Origin of the sequence: Sphingopyxis sp. (assembly GCF_050725655.1) — a bacterium.
Taxonomy (GTDB): Bacteria; Pseudomonadota; Alphaproteobacteria; order Sphingomonadales; family Sphingomonadaceae; genus Sphingopyxis.
In genome coordinates, this window is record NZ_JBOHHT010000119.1 from 1 (window position 1) to 23,338 (window position 23,338).

Annotated in this window: 20 protein-coding genes; 11 read left to right on the forward strand and 9 right to left on the reverse strand. The window is 63.3% G+C overall.

Annotated features, from left to right (window positions below; translation table 11 throughout):
* The first annotated feature begins 210 nt into the window (after positions 1–210).
* The 5 genes from ACREBX_RS18690 to ACREBX_RS18710 all read left to right on the forward strand — a co-directional run bounded on the left by ACREBX_RS18690 (position 211) and on the right by ACREBX_RS18710 (position 10,705).
* Complete coding sequence (locus ACREBX_RS18690) at positions 211–879, forward strand: DUF4197 domain-containing protein (protein ID WP_431563241.1); 669 nt, start codon at positions 211–213, stop codon at positions 877–879.
* 227 nt (positions 880–1,106) lie between these two features.
* Positions 1,107–5,285 carry a DNA-directed RNA polymerase subunit beta gene (gene rpoB / locus ACREBX_RS18695; RefSeq protein WP_431563242.1) on the forward strand — a complete coding sequence of 1,393 codons (4,179 nt, stop codon included), beginning with the start codon at positions 1,107–1,109 and terminating at the stop codon, positions 5,283–5,285.
* A 121-nt stretch (positions 5,286–5,406) separates the two neighbouring features.
* Positions 5,407–9,687, forward strand: coding sequence for a DNA-directed RNA polymerase subunit beta' (gene rpoC, locus ACREBX_RS18700; protein ID WP_431563243.1), 4,281 nt, complete (start codon positions 5,407–5,409; stop codon positions 9,685–9,687).
* 523 nt (positions 9,688–10,210) lie between these two features.
* A complete protein-coding gene (locus ACREBX_RS18705) occupies positions 10,211–10,504 on the forward strand; it encodes a DUF1902 domain-containing protein (protein ID WP_431563244.1) in 294 nt (97 codons plus the stop codon).
* 6 nt (positions 10,505–10,510) lie between these two features.
* Positions 10,511–10,705, forward strand: coding sequence for a type II toxin-antitoxin system HicA family toxin (locus ACREBX_RS18710; RefSeq protein ID WP_431563245.1), 195 nt, complete (start codon positions 10,511–10,513; stop codon positions 10,703–10,705).
* Positions 10,706–10,946: 241 nt separating this feature from the next.
* On the opposite strand, the gene ACREBX_RS18715 is transcribed toward ACREBX_RS18710, so the two are convergent.
* Positions 10,947–11,126, reverse strand: coding sequence for a PspC domain-containing protein (locus tag ACREBX_RS18715; protein WP_037516195.1), 180 nt, complete (start codon positions 11,124–11,126; stop codon positions 10,947–10,949).
* A 412-nt stretch (positions 11,127–11,538) separates the two neighbouring features.
* On the opposite strand from ACREBX_RS18715, the gene recF reads away from it, so the two are divergent.
* Positions 11,539–12,648 carry a DNA replication/repair protein RecF gene (gene recF, locus ACREBX_RS18720; RefSeq protein ID WP_431563246.1) on the forward strand — a complete coding sequence of 370 codons (1,110 nt, stop codon included), beginning with the start codon at positions 11,539–11,541 and terminating at the stop codon, positions 12,646–12,648.
* On the opposite strand, the gene ACREBX_RS18725 is transcribed toward recF, so the two are convergent.
* Positions 12,645–12,989, reverse strand: a complete 345-nt coding sequence (locus ACREBX_RS18725) for an ArsC/Spx/MgsR family protein (protein WP_431563247.1) — start codon at positions 12,987–12,989, stop codon at positions 12,645–12,647. The genes recF and ACREBX_RS18725 overlap by 4 nt on opposite strands.
* Before the next feature lie 226 nt (positions 12,990–13,215).
* On the opposite strand from ACREBX_RS18725, the gene ACREBX_RS18730 reads away from it, so the two are divergent.
* Positions 13,216–13,905 (forward strand): murein L,D-transpeptidase catalytic domain-containing protein, encoded by a 690-nt coding sequence (locus ACREBX_RS18730; protein ID WP_431563248.1) that lies wholly within the window; start codon positions 13,216–13,218, stop codon positions 13,903–13,905.
* A gap of 83 nt (positions 13,906–13,988) precedes the next feature.
* Here ACREBX_RS18730 and ACREBX_RS18735 read toward each other — a convergent pair whose 3' ends face one another.
* A complete protein-coding gene (locus ACREBX_RS18735) occupies positions 13,989–15,233 on the reverse strand; it encodes an MFS transporter (protein ID WP_431563249.1) in 1,245 nt (414 codons plus the stop codon).
* A 93-nt stretch (positions 15,234–15,326) separates the two neighbouring features.
* Between ACREBX_RS18735 and ACREBX_RS18740 the strand changes: the two genes are divergently transcribed.
* A complete protein-coding gene (locus tag ACREBX_RS18740) occupies positions 15,327–16,094 on the forward strand; it encodes an AraC family transcriptional regulator (protein ID WP_431563250.1) in 768 nt (255 codons plus the stop codon).
* Positions 16,095–16,233: 139 nt separating this feature from the next.
* On the opposite strand, the gene ACREBX_RS18745 is transcribed toward ACREBX_RS18740, so the two are convergent.
* The 4 genes from ACREBX_RS18745 to ACREBX_RS18760 form a co-directional block, all read right to left on the reverse strand.
* The gene (locus ACREBX_RS18745) at positions 16,234–17,598 is read right to left on the reverse strand and encodes a L,D-transpeptidase family protein (protein ID WP_431563251.1); all 1,365 of its coding nucleotides are present in this window, start codon (positions 17,596–17,598) and stop codon (positions 16,234–16,236) included.
* Between the two features lie 72 nt (positions 17,599–17,670).
* On the reverse strand, positions 17,671–19,032 hold the full coding sequence (gene accC, locus ACREBX_RS18750) for an acetyl-CoA carboxylase biotin carboxylase subunit (RefSeq protein WP_431563252.1): 1,362 nt from the start codon (positions 19,030–19,032) through the stop codon (positions 17,671–17,673).
* 7 nt (positions 19,033–19,039) lie between these two features.
* Positions 19,040–19,513 (reverse strand): acetyl-CoA carboxylase biotin carboxyl carrier protein, encoded by a 474-nt coding sequence (gene accB / locus ACREBX_RS18755; RefSeq protein WP_431563253.1) that lies wholly within the window; start codon positions 19,511–19,513, stop codon positions 19,040–19,042.
* A gap of 70 nt (positions 19,514–19,583) precedes the next feature.
* Positions 19,584–20,051 carry a type II 3-dehydroquinate dehydratase gene (locus ACREBX_RS18760; protein ID WP_431563254.1) on the reverse strand — a complete coding sequence of 156 codons (468 nt, stop codon included), beginning with the start codon at positions 20,049–20,051 and terminating at the stop codon, positions 19,584–19,586.
* 79 nt (positions 20,052–20,130) lie between these two features.
* Here ACREBX_RS18760 and thiS point away from each other — a divergent pair, with 79 nt between their 5' ends.
* From thiS to ACREBX_RS18775, 3 genes are all read left to right on the forward strand, one after another.
* The gene (gene thiS / locus ACREBX_RS18765) at positions 20,131–20,331 is read left to right on the forward strand and encodes a sulfur carrier protein ThiS (protein WP_431563255.1); all 201 of its coding nucleotides are present in this window, start codon (positions 20,131–20,133) and stop codon (positions 20,329–20,331) included.
* A gap of 1 nt (position 20,332) precedes the next feature.
* Entirely contained in the window at positions 20,333–21,106 is a 774-nt protein-coding gene (locus tag ACREBX_RS18770) for a bifunctional sulfur carrier protein/thiazole synthase protein (protein ID WP_431563256.1), read from the forward strand.
* Between the two features lie 315 nt (positions 21,107–21,421).
* On the forward strand, positions 21,422–21,604 hold the full coding sequence (locus ACREBX_RS18775) for a CsbD family protein (RefSeq protein ID WP_431563257.1): 183 nt from the start codon (positions 21,422–21,424) through the stop codon (positions 21,602–21,604).
* Between the two features lie 207 nt (positions 21,605–21,811).
* Here ACREBX_RS18775 and ACREBX_RS18780 read toward each other — a convergent pair whose 3' ends face one another.
* Positions 21,812–22,561, reverse strand: coding sequence for a hypothetical protein (locus ACREBX_RS18780; RefSeq protein ID WP_431563258.1), 750 nt, complete (start codon positions 22,559–22,561; stop codon positions 21,812–21,814).
* Positions 22,562–22,691: 130 nt separating this feature from the next.
* The gene (locus ACREBX_RS18785) at positions 22,692–23,249 is read right to left on the reverse strand and encodes a GNAT family N-acetyltransferase (protein WP_431563259.1); all 558 of its coding nucleotides are present in this window, start codon (positions 23,247–23,249) and stop codon (positions 22,692–22,694) included.
* Between the last annotated feature and the right edge of the window lie 89 nt (positions 23,250–23,338).

The window sequence follows — 23,338 nt, forward strand, 5'->3', positions numbered from 1 at the left end:
GGGTCGGGGGTGGGCAGCGACGTTGCTATGGCCCACCCCGCTGCGGCTAGCCAGCAAGCTGGCAAGCCTCGCTGCCCCTCCCGCTTGCGGGAGGGGATACCCGCGCACCCACTCTTACGTCCGCTCACCACCCCAAAGCGGTCGTTGCGCTTTGGCGGCGACGATTAAGCTGGTAGGCTGCTCTATCAGTCGCGGAGGGAAGGTGGCGTCATGGAAACGGACGAAGCAATGATGGCGCGGCGGATGCTGCTGGCGGGAGCGGCCGGGATATTCGCTTTGATCCATGCACCGTGGGCGATGGCGAAGCTGCCGAAGAGCGGTGTGAAGGGGCTGATCGCGGGCGCATCCGACGGCGCGCTCGACAAGCTGGCCGTGCCCGGCGCCTTCTATCGCGATACCGCCGTGCGCATCCTGTTGCCGGGCGCGGGGGGAAAACTCACCTCGAAACTCTTTGGCATGGGCGACAAGCTGGGGCTTATGACCAATCTGACCAAAAGCCTGAACGATGCCGGCGGCAAGGCTGCGGGCGAGGCCAAGCCGGTCTTTCGTGCCGCGATCGACAATCTTCGCTGGACTGACGCGCCCGCGCTGGTGACGAAGAACGACGGGGCGACGCGCTATCTCCAGACGAGCGCGGGCAGCATCCTCTTTAGCAAAGTGTCGCCGCTGATCGGGTCGGCGCTGGACAATGTCGGCGCCTATCGCCAGCTTGACCAGCTGTCGCAGGGCAATCAGTTGATGGCATCGGCTGGGCTCACGCGCGACGGGCTGACGCGTTCGGTGACTGAGCAGGCGCTGAAAGGCATCTTTCATTATATGGCGGGGGAAGAGGCGGAGTTGCGGCGGAACCCGGCGGGCCTGCTGAAAGGTGTTTTCTAGGATTTCAGTCGGACGCTCCCGTTGACAGCGGACACCCCCAATCCTATATAGCCGTCTCACCCCATCGTCCGAGATAGAGCCTGACTTTGCGCAGCGGGCTGTACGGATAGGTCGGCGGGGATTTCGACAGGCGTGGAAAGCTGCGGTAAACCGGCAACGGTTGCCTGCGGCTTTTTTCGCGTCGATGCGCTCGCGATTTTGATTTTTGACAGGCGAGACAATCACTTATGGCGACCAAGGCGAAGTCGGTGGGCAAAGCCCTCGAAGCAACCGCGACCAAGCGAATCCGCAAGCTGTTCGGTAACATCCACGAAGCGGTGGAAATGCCCAACCTCATCGAGGTGCAGCGCGAATCCTATGAGCAGTTCCTGCGGTCCGATCCGTCGACTGGCTATGTTTCGGGCCTCGAAAAGACGCTGCGCAGCGTCTTCCCGATCCGCGATTTCGCCGGCACCGCCGAGCTCGACTTCGTCCACTACGAACTTGAATCGCCCAAATATGACGTCGACGAATGCCGTCAGCGCGGCATCACCTATGCGGCGCCGATGAAGGTCACGCTGCGCCTGATCGTCTTTGAAGTCGACAGCGAAACCGACACGCGTTCGGTGCTCGATATCAAGGAGCAGGACGTTTACATGGGCGACATGCCGCTGATGACGCAGAACGGCACGTTCTTCGTCAACGGCACCGAGCGCGTCATCGTGTCGCAGATGCACCGTTCGCCGGGTGTGCTGTTCGACCATGATCGTGGCAAGACCCACTCGTCGGGCAAGTTCCTGTTCGCCGCGCGCGTGATCCCGTATCGCGGTTCGTGGCTCGACTTCGAATTCGACGCCAAGGACATCGTCAACGTCCGTATCGACCGCAAGCGCAAGCTGCCGGTCACCAGCCTGCTGTACGCGCTGGGCATGACGGGCGAGGAAATCCTCAACCATTTCTATGACCGCCTCGTCTTCGAGCGCGCCGAAAATGGCTGGCGCGTGCCGTTCATGGTCGAAAACTGGCGCGGTTCGAAGCCCGCTTTCGATGTGGTGGATGCCAAGACCGGCGAAGTCGTCTTTGCCGCCGGGCACAAGATCAGCCCGCGCCTTGCCAACAAGGCTGCGAAGGACGGTCTCGACACGCTGCTGATCCCGACCGAGGAAATCTTCGGCCGTTACAGCGCCTATGACCTGGTCAACGAAGCGACCGGCGAGATATACATCGAGGCCGGCGACGAAGTGAGCGCCGACAATCTCGAAAAGATCGACGCCGCGGGCATCGACAAGCTCGTCCTGCTCGACATCGACCATAACAACACCGGTCCCTGGATCCGCAACACGCTGAAGGCCGACAAGGCCGAGGACCGCGACCAGGCGCTTTCGGACATCTATCGCGTCATGCGCCCCGGCGAGCCGCCGACGCGCGAAACCGCGGAAGCTCTGTTCGGCGGCCTGTTCTTCGACCCCGAGCGTTACGACCTGTCGGCCGTCGGCCGCGTGAAATTGAACATGCGCCTTGGCCTCGATGCCGAGGACACGGTCACCACGCTGCGCAGCGAGGACATCCTCGCCGTCGTCAAGGAACTGGTGAACCTGAAAGACGGCAAGGGCGAGATCGACGATATCGACAACCTCGGTAACCGTCGTGTCCGCTCGGTCGGCGAACTGCTCGAAAACCAGTATCGCGTTGGCCTGCTCCGCATGGAGCGCGCCGTGAAGGAGCGCATGAGCTCGGTCGACGTGTCGACCGTGATGCCGAACGACCTGATCAACGCGAAGCCGGCCGTCGCCGCGGTGCGCGAATTCTTCGGCTCGTCGCAGCTCAGCCAGTTCATGGATCAGACCAACCCGCTGTCGGAAGTCACCCACAAGCGCCGCGTGTCGGCGCTCGGGCCGGGCGGTCTGACCCGCGAACGCGCGGGCTTCGAAGTCCGCGACGTTCACCCGACCCACTATGGCCGTATCTGCCCGATCGAAACGCCGGAAGGCCCGAACATCGGTCTGATCAACTCGCTCGCAACCTTCGCGCGCGTGAACAAGTACGGCTTCATCGAAACCCCGTACCGCAAGATCATCGACGGCAAGGTCACGACCGACGTCGTGTACCTCTCGGCGATGGAAGAGCAGAAGCACACGGTTGCGCAGGCGAACGCCGATCTCAACACCGATGGCAGCTTCATCGACGAACTGATCTCGGCGCGTGAAGCGGGCGAATTCCTGATGGCCCCGCGCGATCAGATCACGCTGATGGACGTGTCGCCGAAGCAGCTCGTTTCGGTCGCGGCGTCGCTGATCCCGTTCCTCGAAAACGATGACGCCAACCGCGCGCTCATGGGTTCGAACATGCAGCGTCAGGCTGTGCCGCTGATCCGGGCCGAGGCTCCGGTCGTCGGCACCGGCATGGAAGAAACCGTTGCGCGCGATTCGGGCGCCGCCATCGCGGCGCGCCGCGGCGGCGTGATCGACCAGGTCGATGCGACGCGTATCGTTATCCGTGCGACCGATATGGTCGAACCCGGCAAGTCGGGCGTCGACATCTATCGTCTCCAGAAGTTCCAGCGTTCGAACCAGAACACCTGCATCAACCAGCGTCCACTGGTGAAGGTGGGCGAGATCGTCCGCGCGGGCGACATCATCGCCGACGGCCCGTCGACCGAGCTTGGCGAACTGGCGCTCGGCAAGAATGTGCTCGTCGCGTTCATGCCGTGGAACGGCTACAACTATGAGGATAGTATCCTCATCAGCGAGCGCATCGTGAAGGACGACGTCTTCACCTCGATCCACATCGAGGAATTCGAAGTCACCGCACGCGACACGCGCCTTGGCCCCGAAGACATCACGCGCGACATCCCGAACGTCGGCGAGGAAGCGCTTCGCAACCTCGACGAAGCGGGCATCGTCTATATCGGTGCCGAAGTCGGCCCGGGCGACATTCTGGCCGGCAAGATCACCCCCAAGGGTGAATCGCCGATGACGCCGGAAGAAAAGCTGCTGCGCGCGATCTTCGGTGAAAAGGCCAGCGATGTGCGCGACACCTCGCTTCGCCTGCCGCCGGGCGTGTCGGGCACGGTCGTCGAAGTCCGCGTCTTCAACCGCCACGGTATCGACAAGGACGAACGCGCAATTGCGATCGAACGCGAAGAGATCGAGCGTCTGAAGCAGGACGCCGACGATGAGCGCGCGATCCTCAACCGTGCGACCTTCTCCAGCCTCAAGGAACTGCTCATCGGTCAGGCGACCAGCGCAGTGCCCAAGGGCCTGAAGAAGGGCGAGGTCGTCACCGAAGAGATGCTCGTCGACCTCGACCGCGCTGACTGGTGGAAGCTGGCCGTTGTCGAAGACAATGCCCAGGCCGCCCTCGAAGCGATCAAGGCGCAGTATGACGAAGCGATCAAGCGGATCAGCGCGAAGTACGAAGATCGCGTCGAAAAGCTGCAGCGCGGCGACGAACTCGCCCCGGGCGTGCTCAAGATGGTCAAGGTCTTCGTCGCGGTGAAGCGCAAGCTGCAATCGGGCGACAAGATGGCCGGCCGTCACGGCAACAAGGGCATCATCAGCCGCATCCTGCCGATCGAGGACATGCCGTTCCTGGAAGATGGCACGCACGTCGATTTCGTACTCAATCCGCTGGGTGTGCCTTCGCGCATGAACGTCGGGCAGATTCTGGAGACGCACCTTGGCTGGGCATCGCGCGGCTTTGGTCGCCAGATCACCACAGCGCTTGAGGACTGGCGCACGGCGAACCCCGACCCCGTGGCGGGGAAGCCGCCCGAAGCGGTGCGCGCCGCGCTGCTTCATGCCTATGGTGATGAATATGCGGACGAGATCAACGCCCGCACATCGGAGCAGGTCGTCGATCTTGCCGAACGTCTCGAATTGGGCGTGCCCTTTGCGACGCCGGTGTTCGACGGCGCGCGCGAAGGCGACGTATCGACGATGCTGGAGCGCGCCGGTCTCGACCGGTCGGGTCAGGTCGATCTTTACGACGGCCGCACCGGTGATCGCTTCGACCGCAAGGTGACCGTGGGATATATGTATATCCTGAAGCTTCATCATCTGGTCGACGACAAGATCCACGCGCGCTCGATCGGGCCGTACTCGCTTGTCACCCAGCAGCCGCTGGGCGGTAAGGCGCAGTTCGGTGGCCAGCGCTTCGGTGAAATGGAAGTGTGGGCGCTGCAGGCTTATGGCGCGGCGTACACGCTTCAGGAAATGCTGACGGTGAAGTCCGATGACGTGATCGGCCGCACCAAGGTTTACGAAGCGATCGTCAAGGGCGACGACACCTTCGAGGCCGGCATTCCCGAAAGCTTCAACGTGCTCGTCAAGGAAATGCGCTCGCTGGGCCTCAACGTCGAACTCTCTTCCTATGCGGAAGAAGATCCCGACAATGCCCCGGACGCCCTTCCGGAAGCCGCCGAATAAATATTCCACCCCTCCCCTTCAAGGGAGGGGCCGGGGGTGGGGGCCATCGGCCTTGCACAAGGCTGCTAGCCCCACCCCAACCCCTCCCCTGAAGGGGAGGGGCTAAGCGAGGAACCAGAATATGAACCAGCTTACCAACTTCATGAATCCGGTCGCGAAGCCTGAAACCTTCGACATGATCAAGATCGGCATCGCGAGCCCGGAGCGTATCCGCTCGTGGTCGTTCGGCGAGATCAAGAAGCCCGAAACCATCAACTATCGCACGTTCAAGCCCGAGCGTGACGGCCTGTTCTGCGCGCGTATCTTTGGCCCGATCAAGGATTATGAATGCCTGTGCGGCAAGTATAAGCGCATGAAATACAAGGGCATCGTCTGCGAGAAATGCGGTGTCGAAGTCACGGTGACCAAGGTCCGCCGCGAGCGCATGGGCCATATCGAGCTCGCCGCCCCCGTCGCGCACATCTGGTTCCTGAAGTCGCTGCCGTCGCGCATCGGCCTGCTGCTCGACATGCAGCTGAAGCAGCTCGAGCGCGTCCTCTATTTCGAAGCCTATATCGTTCTTGAGCCCGGCCTGACCCCGCTCGAAAAGTTCCAGCTTCTGACCGAAGACGAACTGCTCGACGCGCAGGACGAATATGGCGAAGACGCCTTCTCGGCTGGCATCGGCGCCGAGGCGATCCGCGTGCTGCTCGAAAATCTCGACCTGCAGCAGGAACGCACCGATCTGATGGAGGACCTCGCGACGACCAAGTCGGAGCTGAAGCCCAAGAAGATCATCAAGCGCCTCAAGGTCGTGGAATCGTTCATCGATTCGGGCAACCGCCCCGAATGGATGATCCTCGAAGTCGTCCCCGTGATCCCGCCCGAACTGCGCCCGCTGGTGCCGCTCGATGGCGGCCGCTTCGCGACGTCGGATTTGAACGACCTCTATCGCCGCGTGATCAACCGCAACAACCGCTTGAAGCGCCTGATGGAACTGCGCGCGCCGGACATCATCGTCCGCAACGAAAAGCGCATGCTGCAGGAAGCCGTCGACGCATTGTTCGATAACGGCCGTCGCGGCCGCACGATCACGGGCGCCAACAAGCGTCCCCTCAAGTCGCTGTCCGACATGCTCAAGGGCAAGCAGGGCCGCTTCCGTCAGAACCTGCTCGGCAAGCGCGTCGACTATTCGGGCCGTTCGGTCATCGTGACCGGTCCCGAACTCAAGCTGCACCAGTGCGGCCTGCCGAAGAAGATGGCGCTCGAACTGTTCAAGCCGTTCATCTACGCGCGCCTCGACGCCAAGGGTCTGTCGATGACCCTGAAGCAGGCGAAGAAGTGGGTTGAGAAGGAACGCAAGGAAGTCTGGGACATCCTCGACGAAGTCATTCGCGAGCACCCGGTCCTCTTGAACCGCGCCCCGACGCTTCACCGCCTCGGCATCCAGGCGTTCGAACCCGTGCTGATCGAAGGCAAGGCGATCCAGCTTCACCCGCTGGTCTGCGCCGCGTTCAACGCCGACTTCGACGGTGACCAGATGGCGGTCCATGTGCCGCTTTCGCTGGAAGCCCAGCTCGAAGCGCGCGTGCTGATGATGTCGACGAACAACATCCTCAGCCCCGCGAACGGCAAGCCGATCATCGTTCCGTCGCAGGATATGGTTCTCGGGCTCTATTATCTCTCGCTGGAGCGCGAAGGCGAGCCGGGCGAGGGCATGCTGCTCGCCGACATGGCCGAAGTGCATCAGGCGCTGTTCACCGGCTCGGTGACGCTGCACACCAAGGTGATCAGCCGCGTCCCGCAGACCGACGAGCAGGGCAACGAGTATCTCAAGCGTTTCGAGACCACGCCGGGCCGCATGCTGATCGGCGAATGCCTGCCGAAGTCGCACACCGTGCCCTTCGACGTCGTCAACCGCCTTCTGACCAAGAAGGAAATCGGCGATGTGATCGATCAGGTCTATCGTCACACCGGCCAGAAAGAGACCGTGCTGTTCGCCGACGCCATCATGGCGCTGGGCTTCCGCAACGCGTTCAAGGCGGGCATCTCGTTCGGCAAGGATGACATGATCATCCCGGCGTCGAAGGAAGGGATGGTCGACGAAACCCGCGCGCTCGTGAAGGATTTCGAGCAGCAGTATCAGGACGGCCTGATCACGCAGCAGGAAAAGTACAACAAGGCGATCGACGCCTGGTCGCAGTGCGGCGACAAGGTGGCGACTGCCATGATGGACGAAATCCGTGCGACGCCGAAGCTGCCCGACGGCCGTCTGGCCCCGATCAACTCCATCTATATGATGGCGCACTCGGGTGCCCGTGGTTCGCAGGCGCAGATGAAGCAGCTTGCCGGTATGCGCGGCCTGATGGCCAAGCCGTCGGGCGAGATCATCGAAACGCCGATCATCTCGAACTTCAAGGAAGGTCTGACCGTTCTCGAGTATTTCAACTCGACGCACGGTGCGCGTAAGGGTCTGGCCGATACGGCGCTCAAGACGGCGAACTCGGGTTACCTGACCCGCCGTCTGGTCGACGTGTCGCAGGACTGCGTCGTGATCGAGGAGGATTGCGGCACCGAACGCGGCATGGAAATGCGTGCGATCATCCAGGGCGGTTCGACAATCGCCTCGCTGGGCGAGCGCATCCTGGGCCGTACGACGCTCGAAGACGTGGTCGACAAGGATGGCAACATCATCGCCCCCGTCGGCACTTTGCTCGACGAACCGACGACGCAGCGGATCGAAGATGCCGAAGTCCAGTCGGTCAAGATCCGTTCGCCGCTGGTTTGCGAAGCGGTGCTGGGTGTTTGCGGCAAATGCTATGGCCGTGACCTTGCCCGCGGTACGCCGGTGAACATCGGTGAAGCTGTCGGCGTTATCGCCGCGCAGTCGATCGGTGAACCCGGCACGCAGCTGACGATGCGTACGTTCCACATCGGTGGCGCGGCGCAGGTCAACGAACAGTCGAATGCCGAGGCGATTTCGGACGGTACGATCGAATATCGCGATATGAACACCATCGTCGATCAGCGGGGCCGCCGCCTGGCGCTCGCGCGTTCGGGTGAAATCGCGATCATCGACAGCGAAGGCCGCGAACGCGCGTCGCACAAGCTGCCTTATGGCGCGCAAATCCTGCACAAGGATGGCGAGAAGGTGAAGAAGGGCGAGCGGATTGCCGAATGGGATCCGTTCACCATGCCGCTCATCACCGAAAAGCAGGGCGTCGTGAAGTATCAGGATCTGGAAGATACCAAGACCCTGATCGAACAGGTCGACGAAGCGACGGGCATCGCCCAGCGCGTCGTGATCGAATATCGTTCGGCGGGCCGCGCCAAGAAGGAAGACCTTCAGCCGCGCCTGACCTTGCTCGACGACCAGTCGGGTGAAGCCGCGCGCTATCTGCTCGCGGTCGGCACGATGCTGTCGGTCGAGGACGGTCAGACGGTGCAGGCGGGTGACGTTCTTGCCCGTGTCAGCCGCGAAGCGTCGAAGACGCGCGACATCACCGGCGGTCTGCCGCGGGTGGCCGAGCTGTTCGAAGCGCGCATTCCGAAGGACAACAGCGTTATCGCGAAGATCAGCGGCCGCATTGAATTCGTCAAGGATTACAAGGCGAAGCGCAAGATCGCGATCGTTCCGGAAGAAGGCGATACGGTCGAGTATCTGATCCCCAAGTCGAAGGTTCTGGAAGTGCAGGAAGGCGACCAGGTCAAGCGCGGCGACGCGCTGATCAGCGGTTCGCCGAACCCGCACGACATTCTCGACGTCATGGGCGTCGAAGCACTGGCCGAATATCTCGTCGCGGAAATCCAGGAAGTCTACCGACTGCAGGGCGTGAAGATCAACGACAAGCACATCGAGGTGATCGTTCGCCAGATGCTGCAGAAGGTCGAGATCACCGCTGGCGGCGACACCACGTTGCTGCCGGGCGAACAGCTCGATTATCTGGAGATGATGGAATATAACGCCAAGCTGCCGAAGAATGGCGTGCCCGCCGAAGGTCGCCCGGTCCTCCTCGGCATCACCAAGGCGAGCCTGCAGACGCGCAGCTTCGTTTCGGCAGCGTCCTTCCAGGAGACGACCCGCGTTCTCACCGAGGCTTCGGTGCAGGGCAAGATCGACTCGCTGCAGGGTCTCAAGGAAAACGTCATCGTCGGCCGCCTCATCCCGGCGGGCACCGGCGCTGCCATGAACCGCGTCCGCGTCACTGCGTCGAGCAAGGATGCCGCACTGCGCGCCTCCATGCGCGCCGCGAACCAGGCGCACCTGATTGCGCCTGCGACCGCCGCTGAAGAGCATGCCGCCGAACTGGCGCAGGGCCCCGAAGCGGCGATCGGTAACGATCCGCTGGGTGTCGTCGAAGGCGAAACCCACGGCAGTGACGCCGATGCCGGTGATTACCTGATCAAGGGCGACGAGGCGTAAGCCTTAGTCTCGCTCTCGAGTAACAGACAAGATTGGCCCCGCCGGAGCGATCCGGCGGGGTTTTTCTTTGGTGGCTTTGGGGTGGGCGTCGCCCTCCCGTACCCGGAAAACCTGGCTCAGCGCGCCGAAGAGCGACGTTTTCATAAACCTCTGGATCCCGGCTTTCTTCGGGGTACTGCAACTACCGGAGGATAGCAGCCGATCCGGTCATCTCTCTTTGCAATTTGGAGGGGTGGGGTGAACGGAAGTTAGTTCCGTGACGATATAGGTTGCGATGTTGGATTTCGGCTGATTGACTGACGATGGTGAACGCAGACGAGTGCGGAACAAACACCCCGATTAATGGGTCATAAAGGTGGGTGTATTAAGGTACTATGTGTAGACGCATGGAATGGTGTACGTAGATCATGCGAATCAACGCATTGACAGGGACGCTTGAAAAGGCGGATGCGGAGATCATATGAGAATTGACAGGATACTAGATGCGTTCCGGGGGCGGCGAGACCGACGGAGCGAAATTTCGATGGAAGAAACCTTCGAATTGAAAGTCCACATTGCATGCGACGAGGAAACTGGTCGTTGGTACGTTGCAGAATCAGATGTGCCTGGCCTTCGCCTCGAAGATGCTGATCCGCTAAACCTCATTGCACGTATCGAACTAGCAGTGCCCGAACTTGTCGAACTGAACCTCGGCGAGATCGTTGCGACGTGTCGAGCACGGAAGCCCGATGCCTACAACTGCCACTCAGAGCTTGAGTGGAAGCGCCCAGCTGTGCGCCCGATATTCGATAGCCCGCTTCGGCCCGCGTATGCGTGACCCTGCGTGGCGGGGTATTATCGTGACATTATCAAACTTTTGAAGGCGAACGGCTGTACGTTCGTCCGGCAGGGAAAAGGCGACCATGAAATATGGTACAGCCCGATCACTAGCCGGAATTTCACGGTCGATAAGGGCGTAGAGGTAAAGCACACGGCGAACGGCTCGCTTGAAGACGCCGGTATCGACAAGGCTTTCTGATCGACCAGTCTGGCCAACTCCGAAATCATTTCCAACCCACCAAGTCTCCCTGGGCAATTCGGCGAGATTTTTGGTGTGTGTGTGTGTGTGTGTGTCAGAGGGAGAAAGCTGAGTGTCCGTACTCGGTCGTTAGCCGACAAATAGAAAAGGGCCCACCGGGGTGGCCGGCGAGCCCTTGGTCCTGGGAATGTGCGGGCCGGTGCGACAGCGCTTCGAAAGCGTCCGGCCCTATGCTCTGACCTTAAGGCGCGAGGATCGCGACGGCGAGGTACAGCAGCAGAGGCAGGCCGAAGCCCAAAAGCGTCAGGGCAACAAAGCCGACGCGCGTCCACAAGACGTCGATGCCAAACTGGTCCGATATCCCGGCGCACACGCCGAAAATCATCCCGTCGCGACGATTCTTGCGAAAACCCTGTTTCATTTCTTTCCTTTCCATCCCGGCCCGATGGCCGGCGTTTATCGAGGGCTGCGATCCGCTCAGGCGACCAGGCCGTTGGGGCCGACAGCGGCCAGGAACATCATCGAGCAGTAAAGCGAGGCAACGGCGGCGATCGCATAGCTCTTGAACGAGTCGACATTGAAATGGGCCATGATATTTTCCTTCCTTGAACCTTCCATTCCGGGCCATCCGGTGGATGCCGACACTGTCGCAGGGACCGTGCCAATTTCGTTCATTGGCGGTTAAGTGGGGTTTTCGGCTATGCGACAGATTATTTCGTCGCGAAAAATGCGCCAAGATGGTGAAAATTCCCGCTATTCGGAAAATATTCAACGCAACGAAGCTCGGCGTCGGACTGGAATCGCGCGAGGGGCTGGGGTAGGCGGGCAGGCAGATGACGCTGACCCGCCTTTCGCTGACCGATTTTCGCAATCATGCCGGCGCGGACATGGCGGCCGCCCCGGGGCTCGTCGCGCTGCACGGCGACAATGGCGCGGGCAAGACCAATATATTGGAAGCGATTTCACTGCTTGCGCCGGGGCGCGGCCTGCGCCGTGCCGCACTCAGCGACATGGTGCGCGATGGCGCGAGCGGAGGCTTTGCCGTCTTTGCCGAGGTTCAGGCCGGCGCCGACCTCGCGCCGGTGGCGCTGGGGACGGGGATAGAGGCCGCGCAGCCGGGGCGCCGGATCGTGCGCATCAATGGCGCGACCGCCGCGGCGACTGCGCTGGGCGACTGGCTGGCGGTCCTGTGGCTGACCCCTGCGATGGACAGATTGTTCGTCGAGACTGCGGGCAACCGGCGGCGCTTCCTCGACCGCCTCGTGCTGGTGCTCGATCCGCGCCATGCGCAGCACAGCAATCGCTATGAGGCGGCGCTCCGCGCGCGGGGCAAACTGCTCGCCGATCCCGCGCAAGCCGACCAGCAATGGCTGACGAGCCTCGAAGCGCAGCTCGCCGAGCATGGCGCGGCGATGGATGCGGCGCGGCAGCATATGCTCGCGGGCTTGTCCGCCGAACTTGCCGGTCAGCCCGACGCGCCCTTCGCGCGCCCGTTGCTGACGCTGGTCGACAGTGAAGGCGCCGCGCGGACGGCGCCGCATGACTTCGAGGCGCTCAAGTCGCTTTTCGCATCGCGCCGCCGTATCGATGCCGCGGCGGGGCGCGCGACCGCCGGGCCGCACCGCGACGATCTGTCGGCGGTCCATGCCGCGACCGGCCGCGCGGCGGCGCGCTGCTCGACCGGCGAGCAGAAGGCGATGCTGCTCTCGCTCGTCCTCGCGCACAGCGACAGCGTCGCGCGCGCGCGCGGGCAGCGGCCCGTGCTGCTGCTTGATGAGGTTGCGGCGCATCTCGACCCGCTGCGCCGTGGCGCGCTCTACGAACGGCTCGCAGGACAGGGCGGGCAGGCGTGGCTGACGGGAACCGAGGCGGCGCTGTTCGATGATATGCCGGGGCCGGTGACGCGCTTTCTCATCAGCGGTGGACGGATCGCGGCGGGTTAGAGGATTTCGTGCACGCGGTCCTGCGGACGGCACAGGCGGACGCCCTTGTCGCTTTCGACGAACGGGCGTTCGACATAGGCGGCGCTGGCGGCCATCGCGGCGATGATCTCATCTTCGCTCGCGTCCTTCAGCCCGCGCTCCTCGGCATCGGTGCCGCGCAGGCGCAGCGCGTCGCGCGCGGTCAGCCCGGCATCCTTGAACAGCTGGCGCAGCTTGTCCGCGCTGTAGGGATTTTTCAGATATTCAACGACGGTCAGCTCGACGCCGGGCGTCTCCTGAAGAATCGCCAGCGTCTTGCGCGAGGTGCCGCAAGCGGGGTTGTGCCAGATAGTCGCGTTCATGGGGCGTGTCCTAACGCAGCCTTACAGCAGCGTAAACTCGCTATTCATGGCATATATGGCACATCTTCCCGCATGAAGGGGAACCATCAGCTTGCCTTTCGCGGCCAACACACGACTTATGCAAAGTCGAGGGACCGTAAAAGGCGGCCAATGCGGGGTTGGGTTGCAAGTGAATGAATTGATCGATCGACGGGCGATGTTGGCAGCGATGGCTGGGGCGGGGGCGATGGCCGCCGTGCCCGCACGCGCACAACTCCCCAACTGGATTCAGCAGCCGGTGGCGCCTTTGCCGCCGCCGGTCGACTATCTGGCCGTGGCGAAGAAGCAGCTCGCGATGCAGGGACGCAACATCCCGCAGAGCGACCGCGTCGGCGTCGTCGATTTCGGCCTGCCGTCGTCGCGTCCGCGCTTTGCGCTGGTCGACATGATCGCGGGCAAGGTCGACATGTTCCCGGTGACGCACGGGCGCGGATCGGACCCGCAGCACGACGGGTGGCTCAAGAATTTCTCGAACCGCATGGGATCGCTCGCAACCTCGCGCGGCGCGTATCGCACCAGCGACTATTATTGGGGCGCCAACGGGTCGTCGATGCGGCTCGCGGGGCTGGAGCCCGACAATTATTCCGCGGACCAGCGCGCGATCGTCGTACACGGGGCTTGGTACGCCGACCCGGCGCTGATCGCGACGCAGGGCAAGCTGGGGCGCAGCGAAGGCTGCTTTGTGTTCGGCGAAGAGCTGCTGCCGATGATCCTCTACAAGCTCGGGCCGGGGCGGCTGCTGTTCGCCGACCGGCTGAGCGCCCCGCCGCCGATGCCCAAACCGTTCGAACTGCCGCCCGCCGATCCGCTTCCGGGTATGGAGAATCTGCGGCGCGCGAGTTCGATCAGCGGGCCGCTGCCGAAGACGGCGGATTAGGCGCTTCCAATTATCACAGCGTCGGTTTGTGCTAGCTGCAACATCCGCGCCCCGGCGAAGCGTCCGTCTCGACGAACCGGCATTCAGATGGTTCGTCGATGTTCGTCGGAGCGCGGTAGCAGGATTGTCGCGAGGCCCAGAAGGGGCAGATAGGCGCAGAACTTATACACCCAGACAATGCCATAGCGGTCCGCAAGCTGGCCGAGCCCTGCTGCTCCGATCCCGCTGATCCCGAACATCAGGCCGAACATCAATCCCGACACCAGCCCGACGCGGCCCGGGACGAGTTCCTGCGCATAGACCACGAGCGCGGCGAACGCCGATGACATGATCAGGCCGATCGAGATGGCGAAGATCGTCGTCCAGAAAAGATTGGCGTGCGGCAGGATCATCGCGAAGGGCGCAACGCCGAGGAAGGACGCCCAGATCACGGCTTTCCGGCCGATGCGATCGCCCACCGGTCCACCGGCGAAGGTCCCGACCGCGATCGCGGCGAGGAAGCAGAAGAGATAGAATTGGGATTCGCGCGCGGTCAGCTCGAACCGTTCGATGAGGTAGAAGGTGAAATAGTTGGTGAAGGCGCCGATGTAGATGAATTTCGCGAACATGAGGATGCCGATTGCCGAAAGCGCGCGAATGATTTCGCCGCGGCTGTACGGCGAAGCATGGACGGCGGCGGGGGCGCTGGCCTGCGCCCGGCTATGCTGGACCCTCCAGCGCGTGACGCCGAAGAGCACCCAGATCGCCGCAATGGCGACGAAGGCGAGCCAGCCTACTGCGGTCTGCCCGAACGGCAAGATGATCGCCGACGCGATGATGGGGCCCAGCGCCGAGCCCGTATTTCCACCGACCTGAAACGCCGACTGGGCGGTTCCGAAGCGGCCGCCCGATGCCATGCGGGCGACGCGTGATGCCTCCGGATGGAAGGTCGCCGATCCGATGCCGATGACGGCGGCGGCGAGGAGCAGCGCCGAATAACTGTCGGCCATCGCGAGGCCGCCGACGCCGGCGAGCGTGACGACCATGCCGAGCGGCAGTAGATAGGGCAGGGGGCGCTTGTCGGTATAGAGACCGACCCATGGCTGGAGCAGCGAGGCGGTGACCTGATAGATCAGGGCGATCCAGCCGATCTGACCGAAGCTCAGATGATATTTATCCTTGAGCATCGGGTATATGGCCGGGAGCACGGCCTGGATCAGATCGTTCAGAAGATGCGCGAACGCGACGGCGCCGACAATCTGCACGACGAGCTTGGGGCCATCCTGACGCGGCGCGGTGAGAGGGACGATGTCAGGGGAGGCGGTCAGGCTGGCGGTGGAATCGGTCACGATCGGGTCTTTCGCTTTTCTGGAAGCGGGCCTCTAGCAAGGAGAGCTATTTCCCGCTTACTTGTATGAGACAATCATTTCTGCAAGTGGGACATGATGCACTTTTATCCCGACGAGAATGATCATGTGGCCCGGCCGGTCATCGCGATCGGTCACGATTATCCGGACTCGTTCGAACTGGCCGAGCATCGGCACCGTCGTAGCCAGTTTCTCTATGCCGCGAGCGGTGTGATGGCGGTCAGCACACCCTCGGGCGCATGGGTGGCGCCGCCCGAACGCGCGGTCTGGATTCCGGGCGGCACGCCGCATTCGGTGCGCATGGTGGGGGCGGTGCAGACCCGCAGCGTTCTCGTCGAACCCGGAGAATGTCCCGGGCGGGGGCTCCAGTGTCAGGTCGTCGGCGTGTCGCCGTTGCTTCGCCACCTGCTGTCCGCCGCCGCGCACGTGACGCCCGAATATGACGTGGCCGGCCGCGACGGACTCGTCATGCATCTGCTGATGGCGGAAATCGACGCTGCGCCGCCGATCCCGCTCGCGGTTCCCTTTCCGTCGCATCCCGCGCTCGCAAGGCGATGCCACGCCTTCCTCGAGCGGCCGAACGCGGCTGCGACGATCGATGAATGGGCGGATGCCATGGGAATCAACCGCCGCAGCTTCACCCGGCTCTTCCGGCGCGAGACGGCGATGAGCTTCGCCGAATGGCGCCAGCAGGCATGCCTGTCGGTTGCCCTTCCGAAACTGGCGGCGGGAGAGCCGGTGACGTCGATTGCCTATGATCTCGGCTATGACGGTCCGGGCAATTTTTCCACGATGTTCAAGCGCATCCTCGGCGTTCCGCCGAGCCGCTATCGCTTGCCGTAATATATTCGAAGCGGTCGCTTATGCGATGACCCCTTTCGGTGTTGCCATCGCTGCTGGCGGATCGTCTGCTATCGGCCAAAGAATACCATCATGGACGGCATCGGGTTTGCGGGGATGACAAGGAAATTGGCGTTGTTGTTCAATAAATCCCGCTCGTCCCCGGCGTCGTCGCGCGCGCGGTCGTCGTCACCGTCGGAACCACGGGGGGGGGCGTCGGCGCGATGATCGTCGCGGTCGGGCGGCCGGGCTGGGAAAAGCTCGCCACGACGGGCGCGTCGCGGCCATAGATGTCGGCGAGCTTCTTGGTCCCACCCTTGCCGTCGGGAACGACGGTCCAATAGGCGACATAGACGGGGAAGGGGCTCTCGAACCCGAAGCGCGTCGTCGCGCCGCTGGCGATCGCCTCGCCGAACTCTTCGGGGCTCTTGCCCGCGAACATCACCGCCATAAGGCCCGAGAAATGCAGCGCCCGCTCGGTACGGATGCAGCCATGGCTGAATGCGCGCGCCGCGGCGGCGAACGCACCCTTCGACGGGGTGTCGTGCAGGTAGATGGCGTGCGGATTGAGCATCTCCATCTTCATCACGCCCAGCGCGTTGCCCGGCCCGGCCTTTTGCACGACCGACAGCGTCTTGCCGCTGCCCGTCCAGGTATAGCCCTGCGCGCGCGCCGCACCCGGATTGCGCGCGATCGTGCCGCCGATGCCTTCGTTGATAATGCTGCGCGGCAGCGTCCATGTCGGGTTGACGATGATGCCGGTCGCCATCGGGTTGAGCTGCGGCGTCGGAGTCGAATTTTTGCCGACGACGGCCTTGTGCGTCGCGATGATCGTGCCGCCGTGGACGACGCGGGTCAGATATTCGGGCACGTTGCTGACGACATAGCGTTCGCCGAGCGTGCGCGGCATCCAGCGCCAGCGTTCCATGTTGACGCGGATCGCATTGGCGTCGGCGGGGGTCTTTGCCTTTTTGAGCGATGCCTTGAGCGCCGCGAAATCGGGATGCACGGGGTCGAGCGTCGCGAGCGTTTCGCTGACGGTGCCGGCGCCCAGCGCGGCGGCGAGCAGCGAGAGCAAGGGCTCGCTGTCGCCGTCGCTGTCGACCATGAACCATTGTTTGCGCGCGGCGTTCGGCGTGCGCCCATCGCGCAGATGCGTCGCGAGCAGCAGGAAGGTATCGGTCGCGGTCTTGTCGAGCCGCGCCTGATCGCCGCCCATGATTGCGGCGGCGAGCGCATCGGGGCTATAATCCTTGGGAAACAGTCCCTCGGCGCCAACGCCTTCGATCGACACCAGCAGCGCCTCGGCATTCTGTTTCGACCAGTTCGGCAAATTCGCTTCGGCCGCGGTTTCGACGACGGGGGCGTCGTCCTTCACCTTGTCGGGTTGAAGGATCACCGAATCCTCCTTGACCCCCGGCTGCGCGAAAGCGGGCGCCGCGAGCAGGCTCAGCGGAAGAAGGAGCGCCGCAGCAGGACGCGCCGAAAAGGGAGAGTTTTTGACCATGATTAAAGCCCATAGCCAAAAACAATCCGCAATTAAAGTGAGCTGCCGCACACTCCGTCGCAAGAATAGATGTCAGGCTTTCGCCGCTTCATCCTGCTTTGCCAGCCAATCCTCGAGCCATTTGATCGTATAATCGCCGTGGATGACGTCGGGGTCGGCGAGCAGCGCCTGATGCAGCGGGATGTTCGTCTTGACCCCGGCGATCACCATTTCCTCGAGCGCGCGGCGCATTCGCATCATGCAGCTTTCGCGTGTGCGGCCGTAAACGATCAGCTTGCCGATCATGCTGTCGTAATAGGGCGGGATCGAATAGCCGGCGTAAAGCCCGCTATCGACGCGCACATGCATGCCGCCCGCGGCGTGATAATTGGTCACCTTGCCGGGCGAGGGCAGGAAGGTGCGCGGATCCTCGGCATTGATGCGGCATTCCATCGCATGGCCGCGGAATTCGAGATCCTCCTGTTTCACCGACAGATCCGAACCGCCCGCGATACGGATCTGCTCGCGGACAAGGTCGAAGCCGGTGATCATTTCGGTCACCGGATGCTCGACCTGGATGCGCGTGTTCATCTCGATGAAGAAGAATTCGCCATTTTCCCACAGGAACTCGATCGTGCCGGCGCCGCGATAGTGCATCGCGGCCATCGCGTCGGCGCACACTTTGCCCATGCGCGCGCGTTCCTCGGCCGAGATGATCGGCGAGGGAGCTTCCTCAAGCACTTTCTGGTGGCGGCGCTGCAGCGAGCAGTCGCGCTCCCCCAGATGGATGGCATTGCCCTTGCCGTTGCCGAACACCTGGAATTCGATGTGGCGCGGGTTGCCGAGATATTTTTCCATGTAAACGGTCGGGTCGCCAAAGGCGGCCGCGGCTTCGCTCGACGCCTGGCCCATCAGGCTTTCGAGGCTGTCCTCGTCGGGAACGACCTTCATGCCGCGTCCGCCGCCGCCCGAGGCAGCCTTGATCAGCACCGGGTAGCCGATTTCCTCGGCCATTTTCCGGCATTCTTCGCCATAGGTGACCGCGCCCGGCGAGCCCGGAACGACGGGAAGACCCAGCGCGACCGCGGTGCGCTTTGCCTCGACCTTGTCGCCCATCGTGCGGATATGCTCGGGCTTCGGCCCGACGAAGATCATGTCATGCGCTTCGATAATCTCGGCGAAACGCTCGTTTTCGGACAGGAAGCCATAGCCCGGATGGATCGCGTCGGCGCCGGTAATCTCGGCGGCGGCGATGATCGCAGGAATGTTGAGATAGCTGTCCTTTGCCGCGGGCGGGCCGATGCACACCGCCTCGTCGGCGAGGCGGACGTGCATCGCGTCGGTGTCGGCGGTCGAATGGACCGCGACCGTCTTGATGCCCATTTCGTGGCATGCGCGATGAATGCGCAGCGCGATCTCGCCGCGGTTGGCGATCAGGAGCTTTTCGATGGCCATGCGAAACTCAGGCGATGGTGAACAGCGGCTGGTCGAATTCGACCGGCTGGCTGTTCTCGACATGCACGGCTTTCAGCGTGCCTGCGGCGGGGGCGACGATCGGGTTCATCACCTTCATCGCCTCGATGATGAGGACCGTGTCACCGACCTTCACCGCCGAACCGATGGCGGCGAAATTCGCCGCGCCAGGTTCGGGCGAGAGGTAGACGGTGCCGACCATCGGCGATTTCACGGCGTCGGCAAAGCTGTCGGCTGCCGGCGCAGCGGATGCAGCGGCGGGTGCAGCAGCGGCCGGTGCAGCAACCGGCGCAGGCGCATAAGCGACGGGCGGGGCGGCCGCGGTCAACGTGCGCGCGACGCGGATTTTGCGCTCACCGTCCTCGACCTCGATTTCGGTCAGACCGGTATCGTCGAGCAGCTCGGCGAGCGTGCGCACATAGGCCGGATCGATGTTGATGCCATTGTCTTTATGGTCACCCATGAGAATTTTTCCTGTTGTTGCGGCGTCCATTCAAAGGACGCTCAGACCCCGTTTTTGATGCGCCCTATTGTCAGAGACGCGCGGCGGCGTCCAGCGCCAGCGTATAGCTGTTCGCGCCATGGCCCGCAAAATGGTCGACCGCCGCCATGCCGACATAGCTGATATGGCGGAACTCTTCGCGCTTCAGGGGGTCCGACAGATGGACCTCGATCACCGGCACCTTGATCGACTTGATCGCGTCGTGGATCGCGACCGACGTGTGCGTATAGCCGCCGGCGTTGAGCAGCACCGCCTTGGCGCCCGCGACATAGGCTTCGTGCAGCCAGTCGATCAGCACGCCCTCGTGGTTCGTTTGCCGGCATTCGACGCGTAATCCCAACTCGGCCGCTTGCGCCTCGAGCCGCGCGTGAATGTCGTTCAGAGTATCATGCCCGTAAATCTCGGGCTCGCGCGTGCCGAGCAGGTTGAGATTGGGGCCGGAGAAGACAAAGACAGTCGGCTTGTCGATACGCTCGTTGGTCAAGGGCTTGTTGGTCAAGGGTTGGGCTTTCGGTTGCGGGGACGCGCGCTCCCCCTATATGGGCTGCTCGGCAAAGGCAAAGCAAGGCGGGTACGCGGTGATTTCTGTCCTCCTCAATGGCGAACAACGGCAGGTGCGCAAAGGCAGCATCGCCGACCTCGTCGCCTCGCTGGGGCTCGATGTGAAAAAGGTAGCGGTTGAGCGCAACCGCGAGATCGTACCGCGCTCGACGCTCGCCGAAGTCGCGCTCGCCGAGGGCGATGCGCTGGAAATAGTCCATTTTGTGGGAGGCGGTTGAGGTGTCAGCGGATCAGTGGAGTGTGGCCGGACGGACGTTCACGTCGCGGCTGATTGTCGGCACCGGCAAATATAAGGATTTTGAGCAGAACGCCGCCGCAGTCGAAGCGTCGGGGGCGGAAATCGTCACCGTCGCGGTGCGCCGCGTCAACGTGTCGGACCCGGCCGCGCCGATGCTCACCGACTATATCGATCCCAAGAAGATCACCTACCTGCCGAACACCGCGGGCTGCTTTAACGCCGACGACGCGATCCGCACGCTGCGGCTGGCGCGCGAGGCGGGCGGCTGGGATCTGGTGAAGCTCGAGGTGCTCGGCGAAGCGAAGACGCTCTATCCGAACATGCGCGAGACGCTCGAGGCGACCGAGGTGCTCGCGAAAGAGGGCTTCCTGCCGATGGTTTATTGCGTCGACGATCCGATCGCCGCGAAGCAGCTCGAGGATGCGGGCGCGGTCGCGATCATGCCCTTGGGCGCGCCGATCGGCTCGGGCCTCGGTATCCAGAACCGCGTCACGATCCGCCTGATCGTCGAGGGGGCTTCGGTCCCCGTGCTTGTCGACGCGGGCGTCGGCACGGCGAGCGACGCCGCGGTGGCGATGGAGCTCGGCTGCGACGGCGTGCTGATGAACACCGCGATTGCGGAGGCCAAGGACCCGATCCGCATGGCGCGCGCGATGAAGCTCGCGGTCGAGGCGGGACGCGATTCTTATCTCGCGGGGCGCATGGGCGTTCGTCGTTACGCCGATCCGTCGAGCCCGCTGGCGGGATTGATCTGAACGTCCGTTCGTGACCGATAGTTGCCGTTCTTCTCCCCTCCCGCTGGCGGGAGGGGTCGGGGGTGGGCAGCGACGTTGCGATGGCCCACCCCGCTGCGGCTAGCCAGCAAGCTGGCAAGCCTCGCTACCCCTCCCGCTTGCGGGAGGGGATACCCGCGCACCCACTCTTACGTCCGCTTCCCACCCCAAAGCTGACCCCGCATCGTCTTTCCTTTGCAACGCCTTATCCCGCGCGCCGCAACGTCACGCTGCGTCACCCGTTTCTCCCGCAAGAGGCGAGCCCCTCCCGCCTCTGTAAAGCCAAGGAGAAACCCCGTGGGTGAATTCACTGAAAAGGCGAAAGGCATCGCCAACGAAGCTGCCGGCAATGCGAAGCAGGCGGTCGGCAAGGCGACCGATAACGAACGTCTTCGCGCTGAAGGCGAAGCGCAGGAGCGCAAGGGCGAAGCCCAGAATCTGAAGGGCAAGGTTCAGGGCGCGCTCGGCGACAAGATCTGACCACTTGCGCGTCACGCAAGCAATGAAAAAGGCCCCGGGGTATCCCTCTCCCCGGGGCCTTTTTCTATATCCTCCCTGTCGCGAAGCGATGGGGAGGGGGACCGTTCGCGAAGCGAATGGTGGAGGGGCCGCGACGTAGCGTCATCGCCCCTCCGTCAGCGCTTCGCGCTGCCACCTCCCCATGCCTCCGGCACAGGGAGGATCAATCTACTTCCCCCCGGAGGCTACCATGTCGACGTCGGTCATCGCGCCGTCGCGGCGCATCATCAGGACATAGGCGAGATCGCCCTTCGTGCCGCCGAGCATATGCTCGTTGCCGTTGACGCGGTGGTCGCTGGTGTAGCCGGCGCGGATCGCCATCGTGTGATAATAATCGAGCACCGCCTGCATCGACGCCGCGGTCTGGAAATTGACGACGCGGATGTTGCACTTGCCGCCGGCGATGCCCGCGGCTTCGCGCAGCGTCGCGCGCGGATAGACTTTGAACGCGGCGGGCAGGCGATCGGCCCAGGCGTTGCTGTACGTCAGCTTGGCGTCGCAGCCACCCTTTTGCTGGTCGCGCGCGAGCGCGCCGATGGTGACGGGGCGCTGCTTGGCTTCGCAGCCGTCGCATCCGGCCTCGAACGGCAATGCTTTCGGCGCGGTGAGCAATTTACCTGCTGCCTGCGCCGCTGCGGCCTCGGCGGCGGTCGCGGCCTTGCCGCCCGCGACGCCGGGCACGCCGCCGTCGACGGGCCTGTTGCCCGGACCCACCGCGTTCTTGTTCGACTGGCCGGCGAGCTTGGGGTCGACCATGATCTTGTCTTCGAGCGAGCCCTTGATCGCCGGGTCGGCGTTGGTCAGCCCGTCGTCGAGGGGAGCGAGATCGGCCTTGGCATTGGGGTTATCCCGGCAGCCGGCGAGCGGCGCCGCCGCCATCAGCAAGCCGGTAACCAGCCATTTTCCGCGCACCATCATCGCTAACACTCCCTTAATCCATTGCCGGGAATGCCCTATTCTGGTCAAAAAGGCCCAAATAAAATGCGTTAACGGGCGAGGCTTTGTTCGTCGAAAACTGTCTCGGAGCGAGACGCTTTTGCGCTTTCGCTCACACTCCGGGCAGGAATTCCTTGCGCTTCACCCGCCATGCGTCGGCGCTCTGCGTCCATGCATCGACCGGCGCGTCCTCGAACGGCGCGGGGAGGCGGGTCGGACCGCTGTTCGTCGCGCCGAGCCGTTGCGCCAGCGCCTGCGAGCGCGTGTTCGCTGGGTCGATGCTGTGCATCAGCTCGGGCCATTTCAGGAATTCGACCGCGAAATCGCACGCCGCGACGCTGCCTTCGAGCGCATAGCCCTTGCCGGCGAATTTGGCGCGCACGCCGTAACCGATCTCGGGTGCGGGCCAGCCGTCGGGCTCCCATGGGCCGAGCCGTCCGACCCATTCGCCGGTCGCGCGCTCGATCACCGAGAACATCGAAAAGCCGCGGATGTGCCAGGCGCCGGCGAGCGTGCACCACGTGCGCCACGCGGCCGAGCGCGGGCACGTGCCGCCGATGAAGCGCATCGTCTCTTCTTCGGTGCACATTTCGGCGAAGCCGTCGAAGTCCTCGGTCGCGGGCGGACGCAGGATTAGCCGCTCGGTGACGAGAAGGGGGCCATTCAACATTCTCTCTCTCCCGCAGCGGATGGCCGCCGCTTCTGCGGCAAGAGGACGATTTCGGCAAGCAGATACGCTTGAGGGCGCCGGTCGTTAAA